Source organism: Secundilactobacillus odoratitofui DSM 19909 = JCM 15043 (assembly GCF_001434895.1).
Taxonomy (GTDB): Bacteria; Bacillota; Bacilli; order Lactobacillales; family Lactobacillaceae; genus Secundilactobacillus; species Secundilactobacillus odoratitofui.
Genome location: NZ_AZEE01000002.1, coordinates 25,456 through 40,962, shown reverse-complemented (window position 1 = coordinate 40,962; position 15,507 = coordinate 25,456). Strand labels below are relative to the sequence as shown.

General features: G+C 45.9%; 11 protein-coding genes. 4 read left to right on the top strand and 7 right to left on the bottom strand.

The genetic code is table 11. From position 1 onward, the window contains the following. Positions 1 to 14 precede the first annotated feature (14 nt). Together FD04_RS00685 and FD04_RS00680 are read left to right on the top strand one after the other, a co-directional pair. The gene (locus FD04_RS00685; RefSeq protein ID WP_056946311.1) at positions 15 to 1,499 is read left to right on the top strand and encodes an MFS transporter; all 1,485 of its coding nucleotides are present in this window, start codon (positions 15 to 17) and stop codon (positions 1,497 to 1,499) included. A gap of 51 nt (positions 1,500 to 1,550) precedes the next feature. Then, complete coding sequence (locus FD04_RS00680; protein ID WP_054702585.1) at positions 1,551 to 3,167, top strand: glycoside hydrolase family 43 protein; 1,617 nt, start codon at positions 1,551 to 1,553, stop codon at positions 3,165 to 3,167. Between the two features lie 890 nt (positions 3,168 to 4,057). Here the strand turns inward: FD04_RS00680 and FD04_RS00675 are convergent. After that, complete coding sequence (locus FD04_RS00675; RefSeq protein ID WP_056946309.1) at positions 4,058 to 4,687, bottom strand: hypothetical protein; 630 nt, start codon at positions 4,685 to 4,687, stop codon at positions 4,058 to 4,060. Between the two features lie 243 nt (positions 4,688 to 4,930). Here FD04_RS00675 and FD04_RS00670 point away from each other — a divergent pair, with 243 nt between their 5' ends. Beyond that, positions 4,931 to 5,821, top strand: coding sequence for a hypothetical protein (locus tag FD04_RS00670; protein ID WP_054702591.1), 891 nt, complete (start codon positions 4,931 to 4,933; stop codon positions 5,819 to 5,821). Between the two features lie 70 nt (positions 5,822 to 5,891). On the opposite strand, the gene carB is transcribed toward FD04_RS00670, so the two are convergent. Together carB and FD04_RS00660 are read right to left on the bottom strand one after the other, a co-directional pair. Beyond that, on the bottom strand, positions 5,892 to 8,972 hold the full coding sequence (carB, locus tag FD04_RS00665) for a carbamoyl-phosphate synthase large subunit (RefSeq protein WP_056946307.1): 3,081 nt from the start codon (positions 8,970 to 8,972) through the stop codon (positions 5,892 to 5,894). Beyond that, positions 8,965 to 10,035, bottom strand: coding sequence for a carbamoyl phosphate synthase small subunit (locus tag FD04_RS00660; protein ID WP_056946306.1), 1,071 nt, complete (start codon positions 10,033 to 10,035; stop codon positions 8,965 to 8,967). Before FD04_RS00660 ends, carB begins: the two co-directional genes overlap by 8 nt. 624 nt (positions 10,036 to 10,659) lie before the next feature. Here FD04_RS00660 and FD04_RS12660 point away from each other — a divergent pair. Next, complete coding sequence (locus FD04_RS12660) at positions 10,660 to 10,806, top strand: hypothetical protein (RefSeq protein WP_169790164.1); 147 nt, start codon at positions 10,660 to 10,662, stop codon at positions 10,804 to 10,806. 547 nt (positions 10,807 to 11,353) lie between these two features. Here FD04_RS12660 and FD04_RS00655 read toward each other — a convergent pair. The 4 genes from FD04_RS00655 to ttdA all read right to left on the bottom strand — a co-directional run bounded on the left by FD04_RS00655 (position 11,354) and on the right by ttdA (position 15,376). Continuing rightward, positions 11,354 to 12,772, bottom strand: a complete 1,419-nt coding sequence (locus tag FD04_RS00655) for an anion permease (RefSeq protein ID WP_056946305.1) — start codon at positions 12,770 to 12,772, stop codon at positions 11,354 to 11,356. A gap of 13 nt (positions 12,773 to 12,785) precedes the next feature. After that, positions 12,786 to 13,703, bottom strand: a complete 918-nt coding sequence (locus tag FD04_RS00650; RefSeq protein ID WP_056946304.1) for an L-lactate dehydrogenase — start codon at positions 13,701 to 13,703, stop codon at positions 12,786 to 12,788. 132 nt (positions 13,704 to 13,835) lie between these two features. After that, positions 13,836 to 14,447, bottom strand: a complete 612-nt coding sequence (ttdB, locus tag FD04_RS00645) for a L(+)-tartrate dehydratase subunit beta (RefSeq protein ID WP_056946302.1) — start codon at positions 14,445 to 14,447, stop codon at positions 13,836 to 13,838. Further along, positions 14,447 to 15,376: a L(+)-tartrate dehydratase subunit alpha gene (gene ttdA, locus FD04_RS00640; RefSeq protein WP_056946300.1), complete on the bottom strand. Its 930-nt coding sequence runs from the start codon at positions 15,374 to 15,376 to the stop codon at positions 14,447 to 14,449. The genes ttdB and ttdA overlap by 1 nt, the downstream gene beginning before the upstream one ends. Between the last annotated feature and the right edge of the window lie 131 nt (positions 15,377 to 15,507).

Sequence of the window (15,507 nt, the reverse complement as noted above, 5' to 3'; positions counted from 1 at the left end):
TGGAGGAAACAGTTATGGCATCAGTGCCTAAGCAAGACGCCGTTGTGCAAAACGACGAATTTGCCAAGTTATCTTGGCGTGAACGAATTAGTTACGGGGCAGGTGACCTCGCGCAAAACTTAATTTTTGGTACCATCGGTTCAATGCTCTTATTCTATCTCACCACCGTTTACGGTATCTCAGCAGCTGCTGGCGCAACAATCTTCTTGGTCGTTCGTTGGATCAACGTTTTCTGGGATCCATGGGTGGGGGCCTACGTGGACCGTCACAACTTCAACCCTAAAATTGGGAAATATCGCCCATTCTTAATTAAGTATGGGATTCCGTTGACCATCTTGTCGGCACTGTTATTCTTACCGATCGATGCCGTTCGTGGTAACGTCATTTACGCGTTCGTTGCTTATATGGCCACTGCCATGGTTTACTCATTGGTTAACATTCCATACGGTGCCTTGAATGCCAGTTTAACACGTGACAACGATGAAGTGTCAACGTTAACGACGGTCCGGATGACTGAAGCGAACATTGGTAACTTGTTAGTTTATACGTTCTTGCCATTGTTTGTACAAATGGCTTCACCAGCAAAACAACTTAAAGATATTGGTTTCTTTGGCATCAAGTTAAACCTTGGGAACTATGCTTCACCAAAGGCCGGTGGTGCCTACTTCCTCGTGATGTCAATTTACATGGTGATTGGTTTTATCATGTTAATGTTCACGTACTCAGGCGTGAAGGAACGGGTCTTACCAACTAAGGAAGAATCCGATTCTGTTAAGTACAGTGATTTGTTCACTGAACTTAAGAACAACAAGCCACTTCAAATTCTTGGTTTCTTCTTCTTAATTGGTTTCACTTTCATGTTCTTTGGCAACACCGTTTGGGCTTTCTACATGCAATACACTGTGGGTCACCCAGAATGGATGGCTTCAATCAACTTAATTGGTTCAATTCCTGGTATCTTCCTCGTGTTCTTATGGCCAATTGTGCGTAAGAAGATTGGTAAGAAGGGCTTCTTCTACCTTTTCTTGACGCTCTTCATTGCCGGTCAATTAGTGATCTGGGTATGGGGCATGCCTGCATTTAGAAACGCAACTGCCCTAGGTTACATCGGTCGTTTCTTACAACAATGGGGTTTAACTGCCGCTACCGGTTACATGTGGTCAATGGTACCCGAAGTTGTTTCTTACGGCGAATACAAGTCTAAGAAACGGGTGGCTGGTATCATTAACGCCATCATGGGTCTGTTCTTCAAGATTGGCTTGGCTTTAGGTGGGATCATCCCTGGTTACATCAACGCCTTTACGCACTTTGATGGCACCGCTGCTCACCAATCGGCTTCAGCCTTAGCTGGTATCCAATGGTCAATGATCTGGATTCCAATTGCCTTAGCTATCGTTGCCATGTTTGTCATGAGCCGTTACCCATTAACGGATAAGCGTGTGGCTGAAATTAACATCGAACTCGAACAAGATCGTAAGACTAAAGCTACTCAAGACTAACTTTAAGTCACAAGTATTCAATTAAAATAACTTTTGGAAGGAATAATACTCATGAAAATTCAGAATCCTGTTTTACACGGTTTTAACGCAGACCCTAGCATGATTCGAGTGGGCGACACTTACTACATCGCTAACTCGACCTTCGAATGGTTCCCAGGCGTTCGTCTTCACGAATCAAAGGATATGGTTCACTGGAACTTGCTACCTTCACCACTCTCAACGACTACTTTACTGGATATGAAAGGTAACCCCGCTTCAGGTGGGATTTGGGCCCCAGATTTAACCTATGCTGATGGTAAATTCTGGTTGATTTATACAGACGTGAAGATCACCGAGGGTGCCTTCAAGGATATGACCAACTACTTGACCACGGCTACGGACATCCGCGGACCGTGGACTGACCCAATTCGCGTGAATGGGGTGGGCTTTGATGCCTCGCTGTTCCACGATGATAATGGTCGTAAATACTTGGTCCAACAAACCTGGGATCACCGTGAATACCACCACCCATTCAACGGGATCACCTTAACTGAGTTTGATACTGACATCATGAAGTTAAGGCCAGAAACTGCCCGTAACATTTACAATGGGACGAAGGTTAAGCTGGTTGAAGGACCACACCTTTACAAGATTAACGGTTATTACTACTTGTTCGCCGCCCAAGGTGGTACGGTATATACCCACCAAGAAGTCGTTGCTCGTTCTAAGAGCTTGGACGAACTTTCGTTTGAAAGTGAACCAGATGGCCCATTCCTGACCAACTTTGATACCCCTGATTTGGGTATTCAAAAACAAGGTCACGGCGCTTTAGTCGACACACCAGGTGGCGAATGGTACTACGCATCACTTTGTGGTCGTCCTTGGAACCACGAAAATGAATCAGCTTATGATCCTCGTGGTTGGTGTACGCTTGGTCGTGAAACTTCTATTCAAAAAGTTGAATGGGATGATCAAGGCTGGCCTCGTATTGTTGGTGGTCACGGTGGAACTGTTGAAGTTGAGGCGCCTAAGGATGCTATCTTAACTGACGCACCAGTTGACGGGTCACAACACGACGAATTCGATACACCTGAATTAAATGGTGAATGGAACACTTTACGGACACCATTTACGGCTGAAGTGGGTTCTACCGGTGATGGTAAATTAACGCTGATTGGTAAGAACTCATTGGCAAGCAACTTCGATGTGTCGATGATTGCCCGTCGTTGGCAAGCATTTGATTTTGATGCTGAAACCAAGGTTAAGTTTGATCCATTCACTTACCAACAAATGGCTGGGTTAACTAACTTCTACAACGACAAGCACTGGTCATTCATCTTCATCACCTGGGATGAAAAGAAGGGCCACGTGATTGAAATTGGCGAAAACAATAATGGTAACTACACGTCATACCTGAAGGATGATGCCATTGCGATTCCTGATGGGACTGAAAATGTTTGGTTCAAAGTGAAGGCGCGTAAGCAGTCGTACAGTTACGAATACTCATTCGATGGTCAAAACTGGCACGAGATTCCAGTAACCTTAGATGCAGCCATTCTTTCTGATGACTACGTACTACAAAACTACGGTGGCTTCTTCACCGGCGCCTTTGTGGGCTTAGCCGCTGTGGATTACGCTGGGTATGATCAACCTGCTGAATTTGGGTATTTTGATTATAAGGAATTATAGAGTGTAAAACCGCACGTCTAGTTCTAAAAAAATAAGGGCATCACGGGTGCCCCCGGTGAGGGGGTGCACGGGATGCCCTTATTTTTTTAGAACTAGACGTGCGGTTGAACACGTTTCGGCAATAGCACAGTGAAGGGCCCGTGCCCCCGGCGAGGGGGTGCGGGCCCTATCGTGTTATTTTTTAAAGCTTGTTTTGGCGAACACGTTTCAGCAATAGAACAGCAAAAAGCAACTGTTGTAAACGTTAATTTATCAACTATGACTCAACCAGTCGCCTCCGGCCACCAGCCGTCTTGGCCCGTTGCTGTGGAACCGGCTGCAGCCGGGTACCCCGTCTTCCGCCTCGATTTTGAGCCTCGGAAAATTCGCCGAGTCTCAAAACCGTTCAGTCCTTGTAAACGCTGCGCGCTAACAAGGACTAGTCACTGCTACGGACCAAGACGGCTGGTGGCACTTCGGCTGATCTAGTGGGTTGAATCAAAATAATGGAGATATACAGATGAGGTTCGCGTATTTATGGATAGAAGTGGGTGCACAATTCAAATGCTGGATTGGAAAAGTTTATGAGAGTCAAAGATACCCTATAAACTATTTTTTGTGCAAATGGTGAACTTGTCCGCAATTATTGAAGCAGTGAACTGTGTACAGCCGTAGCGCAGTTTGTCAGGGTGGGTACCTGCAGTGAAACGGCTGGTTACAGCCGGGGACGAATCAAAGACACACAACGGGCTTGAGTGTGGCTTTGATTCGAGGTTCAAGACCGTCATTTGGCTCGAACCGACCCCACAGCAGGTGCCCACCCTGACAGGCTGCCGAAGGCGAGCATTAATCCACCAGCCGCAAAAGTAATTAAAAAGCGTCAGCACCAGGCCAACGCTTAGATACCATTATTAATGAGAATATAACCATACCCGCAACGTTAAAAGGTAGCCTTCAATCAAGGGCATATCGTGATTGGCTGGTAAATCACCCTCCAGAACTTCGATGGTATGTTGCGACCAGTGGTGAATGTCCTTTTCACGTGAAATTAACGCTAATTGACCAGGCGTAAAGAGCGTGGCTAAGGCAGCCCGCTTTACGGTGCCATAACGATAACGCATCGCCACGGTCCACATGTAATCATAAATGGCCTGTTGCGCACCGATATTTAACGGCATGGTCTGAACCAGGCCGGCCAGTCGATCAGTCAATTGTTCTTCCAGTTGTTCATCAGTCATTGGTAAGTGTGTCACCAATTGGCCAGGTTGTGACTTGGACGCTAATAAGTCCAGGCTAGCGCGGAAGATGTTGTTTTCACGGCCGTATACCGTCACCTGTTGATCTACGGATGGGTCGACGACTAACGTGTAGTGGGCCAGATAATCTGAAATCCAGTTCAAATCATGACGTACCGTATCAACATCGGCATTTACTCGTAGCGCAAGGTCGCTTAATGCAACTGGTTTGGGCGAATGAACCAACAGCCAAAGGGTTAACTGGAGTTGCCGGTTCTCGGTTTTTGGATCTTGATCTTTAATCATTCTCAATCCCTCCTTAAATCAAGTGGGTGTATCTTTGAAACAACTTTTCAAATTAATCATCTCAGGTTAAAAGCCTAGTGTCAATAATAAAGTAAACGGTTTCATTGAAATGTATGGCCGCTAATTTTACAAAAAATTGACAAACGGAATACAAATTCAAGTCGAAGTGAATCAGTAGTTGCATTTAGACTTATCCGTAGTCGATAATTAACTTATTATAGACTTCGCGAGGAGGAACGTATCGTGCAGCACCGACATTTAGGAAAACTTGGGGTCATGATTGGGATACTGGGATTGTTGCTGGCAGGTTGTGGGCAGACAACTTCGCATTCAGCAACGAAGTCACAACCTAAAACGTTTGCGAAGGCCGCTCAGTCCACCAAACAACACATTTGGTTAGAAACGAATGGGAAAAACGTGACGGCAGATAGTACGATTGCTTATCTCATCGTCACTCAAAACGGCAAGGTCACCGTTTATCGAACGGGTGATGCCGCGATGAGTAGTTATAACCGGCTGACGGATGGTCAAATGATTGCTCGGGCAAAGCGGGCAGACCGTCAATCGTTTAACCTTAAGCGCCAGGCCGCGTACGATACCAGTAAAGCCGATGAACTAGCGCTGACAAACGAACTGAAGGCTAAAACGATTAAGTCTGCGGCTAAGCGGGCCGCCACTCGTGATGCGATTCGTGAACTTAAAGAACGTCGCTGGCGAATCGAGACGGCGAAGTATTTGACGCCTAAACCAGAAAAGCTAACAGTTAAGGTGACGACTAAGGCCGGTAAGACGACCAGTGAGCGAATGATTTATCGACATTACGATTACGACCCGTATTTAGCACAATTTACTTCGTCTGATGACTGGATCAAGAATGCTAAACCTGGTCAGACTGAACAAAAGATTCGTCCGTTAACAGATTTTTATGTTCAAACGGATGGTGCTAAGGTGGTCTATCGTCACCGCTTCCACAAAGCAACCACGATGGTGACTGATAAATTCATTGGTTACCTTGAACACAAACAAGTTCACGGTAAGAAAACGCCAAAAGAAGGTACTGCGCTCATTGAACGGGTTTCGGGTAAAGCACACACGGTGTTTGATAGTTCGAAGACAGCAGGAGTTTCAGAGTAAAAGCAATATTGATAACGTCAAAAAATGCCCTCATCAAAATAATTTTGATGAGGGCATTTAAATTTTTTATTTAACCAGCTTGCCTTGCGTTAGCACTGTGAGGAACGCTGACAAGTGCAGCAACGGTATCACTGGCAGTAAACAAGGTGACTTCGTGACTTAACGCACGGGTAGTTAATTGTTTGGCTAGGTCGGACTCGTCTTCAGTTGCTAGAACAAAGGCGAGTTCGTCAGGCCATGCTTGATCTAGTTGATAAACCTGATGCGGATAACCACCTGCATCAAGTGCTGCCATCAAATCAGTATTTTCGGCATCAAGTGGGGTTACCAAAATGTTGCCCTTGGTGTGACTGTCAAAGTGATAGCTATCAAAGAAGGCTTTGTGCAATGCTTCGGCGAGAGTTGCACCGTGACCTAAGTCTTCACCGGTTGACTTCATTTCTGGACTGAGCGCGGTTGGGGCTCCGGGCAACTTAGCAAATGAGAAGACTGGCGCTTTGACATAAACACTGGCTGGTTCTGGGAACAGGCCGGGATTCAAGTTGATATCAGCGAGCGATTTGCCAATAATCAGCTGAGTCGCCAACTGGGCCAAATGCTTGTGCGTGATCTTACTCATGAACGGCACAGTTCGTGAGGCCCGGGGGTTGACTTCGATGACGTAGACTTGGTCTGCGACGATGAATTGAATGTTCATCATGCCAATACAGTGCACAGACTTACCAATCTTAGTGGCGATTTCAACAATTTCCGACTTTTGTGCGGCCGTCAAATGCTGTGGTGGGTACATGGCAATCGAATCACCAGAGTGAACGCCAGCGCCTTCCAAGTGTTCCATAATGCCGGGAATAAAGACCTGTTGACCGTCGCTTAGAATATCGACTTCACATTCAGTGCCCATGATGTATTTATCAACCAAAATCGGTTGGCCACCGCTGTGTTTGAGTGCTGGGACTAGATAATCGTTGAGCTCGTCTTGGTTATGCACGATGGCCATGCCTTTGCCACCGAGAACGAAGCTCGGACGAACTAGCACTGGGTAACCAAGGGTAGCAGCGATGTGATGCGCTTCAACCATACTCATTGCGGTATGTCCTTGGGGGTGGGCGATGTTTTGATCAATCAACAGTTCTTCGAATTCATGACGGTTTTCGGTTTGGTTGATACCTGCCATGTTGGTGCCGAGAATCTTAACGCCACGATCCGTTAACTGTTGGGTCAAGTTAATGGCAGTTTGACCACCAAATTGGACGATGACCCCTAGCGGTTGTTCGAGGTTAATGATGTTCATGACGGAATCAATGGTGAGTGGTTCAAAGTATAGCTTGTCAGAGATTGAGAAATCGGTTGAGACCGTTTCGGGGTTGTTATTAATGATAATTGCGTTGTAACCGGCGGACTGAATTGCTTTGACCGAGTGAACCGTGGTGTAATCAAACTCAACACCTTGGCCAATCCGGATAGGGCCAGCGCCAAGAACGATAATGCTGTTACCCAGCGGTTTACTTTCGTTTTCGGTGCCAACTGTATTATAGAAGTAAGGTGTGAAGCTCTCGAACTCAGCAGCACAGGTATCCACCATTTTGTAGACCAATTTTTGATCCGCCATACCGTGGAGCTGATCAAGTTCGTGATCAGTAACTTGGCAAACGGACTTGATCATGGCGTCATCAAAGCCTAACTTTTGCGCTTTTAACACTAAGTCGGCGGTTAACATGCCGGTCATCAGTTGTTTTTGCATGGCCATGATATTCATAAGTTTGATTAAGAAGAACTCGTCAATTTTGGTGGCATCGTGTAACTGTTCAAGCGTTGCGCCCTTAGCAATAGCGGCGAATAGTTCGAACAAACGGATGTCAGTGTCAACTGGGATGGTGGCCAGTAAATCAGCTAGCGATTTACCCTCAGCATCTTCTGGTAATAGCGTGTTTTGCATGTGAGCGTCCAGTTCCAATGACTGAACTGCTTTCAGCAGTGATTCTTCGATGTTACTGCCAATGGCCATGACTTCACCAGTGGCTTTCATTTGAGTGCCTAATGTCCGGTCAGCGTTGTAGAATTTATCAAAGGCAAAACGGGGAATCTTGGCAACCACGTAGTCCAAAGCGGGTTCGAACATCGCGTAGGTGGTCTGTGTGATGGGGTTGATGATTTCATCCAGGTTTAAACCAACCGCAATCTTAGCTGCAATTTTGGCAATCGGATAACCAGTCGCCTTTGAAGCTAGCGCTGATGAACGACTGACCCGTGGATTGACTTCGATGACGTAGTAGGCCTCGCTGTAAGGATCTTGGGCGAGTTGGACGTTACAGCCGCCTTCAATCTTCAAAGCGTTCACGATCGTAAGTGACGCGTCACGTAGTCGTTGATATTCCTTATCGGTAAGGGTCTGAGTTGGCGCAAAGACGATGGAATCGCCGGTATGCACACCAACAGGATCAAAGTTTTCCATCCCAGTGACGATAATTGAGGACCCGTTGTGGTCACGCATGACTTCAAATTCGATTTCTTTGTAGCCAGCAATGCTTTTTTCAATCAGGCATTCGGTTTCCGGCGACATGGTTAAACCACGATTCAAAACGGTCGTCATTTCGTCATCATTGTTTGCAAAACCGCCGCCAGTACCGCCGAGAGTGTAGGCAGGACGGATGATAACTGGATAACCAATTTCGTGTGCAAAATCAAGCCCAGTTTGTAAATCATAAACGGTCTTCGAAGGTGGAATCGGTTGGGACAAGTCATTCATCAAGGCCTTGAATTCTTCACGGTCTTCCGCTTGGTTAATGGTGTGCAGGTTCGTCCCTAATAGTTCAATGTTCAGTTCATCCAAAATACCAGTTTTGGCAAGTTCAACGGCTAGGTTCAAGCCAGTTTGGCCACCAAGCGTTGGTAAAATGGCGTCTGGCTGTTCTTTTTTAAGAATTGCTGTAACGCTCTCAATGGTTAAGGGTTCGAGATACACCTTATCTGCAATCTCGTCATCAGTCATGATTGTGGCTGGGTTTGAGTTAATCAGGACGGTTTCGTAACCCTCTTCTTTTAGACTCAAGCAGGCTTGACTACCAGCGTAGTCAAATTCGGCCGCTTGACCGATCACGATTGGACCGGATCCAATAATAACAATTTTGTTTAAATCAGTTCTCTTAGGCATGCTTAACTCCCCCGTTCGTGTGCATCAGGTCAATGAATTGGTTGAATAAACGCGTGGCTTCGTGCGGTCCAGGCGCCGCTTCTGGGTGATATTGGACCGAGAAGACTGGTCGACCGGGATAGCGCAAGCCTTCGCACGTCTTGTCATTGATCTCAATGGCAGTGACCTCGAGGGGGGTGTCTGTTACAGAATCGATATCGACGGCGTAACCATGGTTTTGGCTGGTAATCACCACTTCATTTGTGAGGAGGTTTTTAACGGGATGATTAATGCCACGGTGGCCGAAGACCATCTTATAGGTCCGCGCGCCGTTTGCGAGTGCCAATAATTGATGACCCAAGCAGATACCGAATAGTGGGTAATGGCTCTGGAGCTCACGGATGACCGGCAAAAAGTCTGCCCAGTCTTCGGGATCGCCAGGCCCGTTGGAGAGTAAAATGCCATCTGGATGTAAAGCCGCAATTGAATCAAAGCTGGCCTCAGGCGTTACGACAGTTACGTTGGCGCCAAAGTTCTTCAATGATTCAACAATGTTGGTTTTCACACCAAAATCCACCAAGACGACGTGGTCGGGATGTTGATCCTGAGGCGTTGTGAAGGTGGCGGACTTAACAACCATATCCACCGACTTAGACTTCGCAAACGAACTCTGTGCGAGTGGTTGGTTTGTGAGACTAGCCTTCATCGTCCCGTGCTTGCGAATAATCTTCGTCAGTTGACGCGTATCAATACCAGCAATGCCAGGCACTTCAGACTTCTTCAAGAATTCGTCTAGCGTCATGACACTTTGGTAATGAAAAACCGTCGTTGCAATCTCTTGCATAACAACGGCCGATGCAGCAACCGCTGGGGACTGGTTCGCGTGTAGCGAGATCCCATAGTTGCCGATTAGGGGATAGGTAAATGTAATAATCTGGTTAGTGTACGATGGATCAGTGAGTGTTTCTTGGTAGCCGACCATGCTGGTAGTGAAGACGAGTTCACCTTTGATTTCTTTGCTTAAATCACCAACAGCCGTACCGACAAATTGATCACCGTTTTCGAGTGTTAAATATTTTTTCATGTTTGATAACCTCCTCAATTTCCGCCTCACAGGACGGTGTTAATTGCTTTTTGTATAAGATAAGAGATTCATGAGAAAAAGTCAAGAAACTTTATACATAAAATATGCTGTTTTCAGTTATTTATAAGTTTTAAACGGATATAATGCATAACTATAAAACTTATCATTTCACTTTTGATAGCGCTATTTTATTTTTTTGATTTTTCAAATATAAATCTTAAACCCTGATACAATCACATTCTTGCCAAACATTGGAAAAATCAGTTATTCTATGTCACACAAATGATATACAAAAAATGCATATGCAATAATTTTTTTGTGAATATTGCTTAAGTTGTGCACACTAAATGCCAGATTGAAATTTATTTTAGCGTAAAATTGCGAATAAAGCTAGCGAAAACGAGATATTTCATTCGTTTATAATGTGAAACATTCTAGTTTTTTAACCATATTGCTGTAAATCTATATTAATAAGGAACAATCATTTAAACTGAATGATATTCGTATTAATACACAGTTTATGACCATTGACATTAAAATTTAACATTTTGGCCAATTAGTGCTAGCATGAAGTTGTTAGGAAGTCCTAACATTTAATTCAGACAAAAAAGGGAGCGCGATTTTATGGCTAACAAGTTAAGTAAAGAACAGCGTAAGGCATTGATCGAAAAAGCAGAGGAAGAGCGCGCAAAGCACCCAAAGGCCAAGAGTGGCAAGTCTGGCTTCGCAACGATTGATGAAGCAGCCGAGAAGTTAGAAGACCAAAATTAACAGTAATTTGAACAAGGAAAACGCGTTAACCAATTTGGTTAGCGCGTTTTTTGATGTCGGGAAGTGCGATAAAAGGCCGCCTTCAGCCGCCAGTCAGTCATTTTAACAAGTAGCTGTGGGACCGACTGCAACCGCTTCGCGTTTTCCGTCTCGCTTCTGAGCCTCGAAACCCACGAGTCTCAGAAACGTCCAGTGCCACCCGTTAAAATGACTGACTTCTGGCACTACGGCTTACACGGTGGGTTAGCTTTTCTGAATCACGATTGACATAAATTATTTTATCAATAAATTTCAACGAAATTGACATCGTGTTTCGTTTAACTTCAATCTAAGCCGTAGTGCGGACGGCAAGGGTGGGACCTGCAGTGAAACGACTGGGATACTAGTCGGGGACTAAGTTGAAACGTGCACGCATTTTGGCACGGTTCAACTTCGAGGTTCAAGACTGAATTTGGGCTTGAACCGGCCCCACAGCGGGTCCCACCCTTGCCGGGAGCCGAAGGTGACATCGAGCACAAACTGTCACTATTAATCAACTAACGATGTACTACCACAAGCCAATTACCTTCATCCAGAGTGCGCCCACCACACCCCAGACAAGGAGATAGAACAGGCCAAGAATAAAGTTCATTTTCCACCAGTCGTTTTGAGCGACGTAGCCAGGCCCAAACATGATTGACGAAGGACCGTTCGCGTAATGGGTCGTTGAGCTAAAGATGGCACCATCAAAACCCAGTAGGAGTGCGGCTAACAGTGGTGGCGCACCCGCTGAGATTGCGACGCCTAGAAAGGCACCGTACATCGCAGAAACGTGTGCGGTGGCGCCAGCAAACAAGTAGTGTGCGTAAAAGTAGACTAGCATCAATACAGCTAACACGATCCCCCAGCTAACGCCATGCAGGCTCGTACCGATTGCTTGGGATAGCCAAGGAATGAAGCCTAGACTATTTAGTTGTCCGGCCATAAAAATGAGAATTGAAAACCAGACCAGCGTATTCCAGGCACCGGTTTCATGTAAAATGTCTTGAACGGATAATACACCAGTCATGAGTAATAGTGAAACGGCCAAGAAGGCTACTAGTGTTGCGTCAAGGCCAATAAAACTTGAGAAAATCCAAAGAACCAGTGCCATGATGAAAATTAACGCCATTAGTTTTTCGGCTCGAGTTAACTGCCCCATTTTAGCTAACTCATCATCGGCCCACGCATTGGCATTTGGTGTATCCTTCACCTCAGGTGGGTAGAGCTTATAGATCAAAAGGGGCACAACCAGCAGACAAATCAGCCCAGGGACGAGTCCGGCCATAAACCAGTTCATCCAAGTAATCTTAATATGCATACTCTTCGCTAAGGCGACGGCAACTAAGTTAGGGGCCATGGCAGTCATGAAGAAGCCACTGGTCGCAATATTGCCGTGGAAGGCAGAGAAGATTAAGAACGACCCAACTTTACGTTGCGTGCCATCTTCTGGACTTGAATGATAGGCAGCCGAAACTGACTCGATGATGGGAAAAACGATGCCACCAGCACGAGCAGTGTTGCTTGGTGTGGCCGGTGATGTGACCAGATCGACACCAATCAGAGCGTAGGCCAGCCCAAGCGTCTTCTTACCAAATAACCGAACGAACAGTAAGGCTACGCGACGACCTAAGCCAGTTTTGACGAATCCACGAGATAGGAAGTAGGCCATAGCAATCATCCAAACGGTACTATCACCAAAGCCGGTCATCGCTTGATCGATGGTGGTGACTTTGAATAAGACGCAGATCGTTAGCGCGATAATCGCCACACCAGCGATTGGGATGGGTTGCGTGATGCAGCCAATAATGGTTGCAACGAAGATTGCGAACATGTGCCAGGCAGCTAATGAAACGCCTGCAGGTTTAAAAGGGGTGCATCCCCAGATGATGAGGCCAACCAATATCGGTAGAATCAATTTTTTGTAATCGACGTGATGTAATGTCATCAGGCGCCTCCAATCATTCAACCGCCATCAATAATGAATTGATGGTTGCTGCTGAAGCCAGCATTTGCTGGTGCTCAGTTTCTGAAAGTTGTGCTTCAAGAACGGCTCGAATACCGCCTCTCGCAATGATGGCCGGTGTGCCAAGGTACAGACCATGAAGGCCGTACTGGCCATCCAACGGAGCTGAGACGGGCAGTGCAATCGCCTGATCCAGCAAAATAGCCTGACAAATTTTCGTTAAACTAGTCGCAACACCGTAATAGGTGGCCCCCTTATTGGTAATAATTTGCCCACCTTTGCCCTGGACTTGGTGCATCATCGTTGTCAGCAATTCAGGTGTCACGCCCGGGTAGCTTCTTAATGGTTGACCGTTAATCGTGGCCTCGTCGAATGCACCAAAGGAGCTATCACCATGTTCGCCGAGAACGTATGCATCAATCCCACGGGTACTGATGTTGAGTGCACGTGACAGTGCAACTTGGAGACGTGCACTGTCTAAAGCGGTGCCAGTACCGATAACTTTTTGCTTTGGGAAACCTGATAAATGCTGAGTCAGGGCAGTCAGAAGATCAACTGGATTGGCCGAGACAACGAAGCAACCAGAGAAACCGCTTTCAACAATTGGCTGAACAATTGAGGCTAAAATTTGCCGGTTTTTATTGACTAAATCTAAGCGTGATTCATTTACTTGACGTGGTATGCCAGCTGTAATGACCACAATATCTGCGTCAGCGGCGTCCTGGTAGTTACCGGCGTAAACACGTGCTGGATAAAGCATCGGGGTGACGTCCTCTAAGTCAGCTGCATCACCCATGGTATAAGTCTTACGCAAGTCAACGAGGACTAATTCGTCGACGATACCATGCTGTAAAACTGAATAGGCAAAAGCAGAACCGACCGCACCGTCGCCAACTAAAACTATTTTACTCATAATGTTCACTCCTCAGTGATGATTGAGATTGAATTGAACAGGTCGTACTTTAAACAAACAGCCAAAGATGGGTTGCGTGTGACCACCATCTTTGACTGTCAAAGTGAGACCTATCATTTATTCGTTTTGAAATTATTTGATAAATTTGACCTGTTCGTTGATCTTCTTGATTTCAGCTTCCTTACGCTGGTTGAAGATCACTTTGTTTTTTTCGAATAAATTGTCGCCGTTAGTATCGATGGAAACGATGAGTGGGCCGAAATCTTTCACCTCACATGACCAAAGTGTTTCGGGCATGCCAAGGTCCTTCCACTGCGCATCCACAATTTTTTCGACGTGAAGGGCAGCGTAAACGGCGTTACCGGCTGGATACACGAGGTGGAGTGCCTTGTAATTCTTGCAAGCACGTTCGGTGCCGGGGCCCATGCCACCCTTACCAAGAATTAATTTCACGCCAGTTTGTTTAACAAATTCTTCCTCAAATTTTTCCATCCGCATACTTGTGGTGGGACCTACCGCAACCATTTCATAGTGGTCGTCGCCTAAGTCCTTGATAATTGGTCCGGCATGAAGAATCGCCTTGTTTCGAACGTCAACTGGTAAAGGACGGTGTTCTTCAACGAGTCGCCGATGGGCAACGTCACGACAAGTCGTGAGCGATCCGTTCAGGTATACGATGTCGCCAATGCGAATGTCTTTAATGTCATCATCTGAGATTGGTGTTGTTAAGTGATATGTTTTCATTAGAGTTCGACTCCTTCGTTCAGTGGTAATTCGTAATTTAAGTCTTCATCAAATTTAATGAGGCCACGACGGTGTGACCAGCAACCAGTGCTGACAGCAACACCGATGGTTGATGGGTGACGCGCGGTATTGACCACGTTGACGCCCATAACGGACTTTTGACCACCAAAGCCTTGTGGGCCAAGGCCGATATGGTTGATGCCATCTTCTAATAGGTGTTCCAATTTGGCGGCGTTAGCGTTGTCGCTTTCGCTATCAACCCGACGCATTAACGCCAGCTTAGAATTTAAAGCAGCGGTTTCAACGGAAGTCCCAACACCCACACCAACTAATAATGGTGGGCAAGCATTGATCCCGTAGCTAGTCATGCGATCCATGACGAACCGGACAACGCCTTCGTAGCCTTCACCAGGCATGAGTACTTTAGCGGCACCTGGTAATGTACAACCGCCACCAGCCATGTAGACGTACATTTCAATGTCAGTGCTGTCGCCGTCAATTTGTAGGAAAATTGATGGAATTCCATCACCAATGTTCATACCGGTGTTAAATTCATCAAAAGTTTGGACAGCATTGTGTCGGAGCGGTGCTTTTTTGGTACCACGATAAACGGCATCTTTGAGAATCTGGTTCAATTCGCCTAGGAGTGGGAATTTAGCACCACATTTGATAAAGAATTGTAGGGCGCCAGTATCTTGACAACTGGGACGCTCGAGCTTATTCGCTAACAGCTGGTTTTCCATCATTGTGTCGTAAACCAGCTTTTGAAGTGGATCAACTTCAATTTTTGCAAGTTCCTGTAATTTAGCCGTGACGTCATCAGGTAGTCGGTGACTAATTAACGCAATGTAAGTTGCTAATAAATCACGCATTTGCTGACCCTTGGTTGATAATTCTGGTTCGGTGTAGTCGTAAGTCATTGTATCCATGATTATTCCTCCTCGTTGATTACACCAATAGTTTAGGCGCAAGCCAGTTTAGAAACGAACCGATTACCAACCGATTACAAGCTTAGAATTTCGTAAAATCATTCACAATGTTTTGAAATCATTGTTAAGAA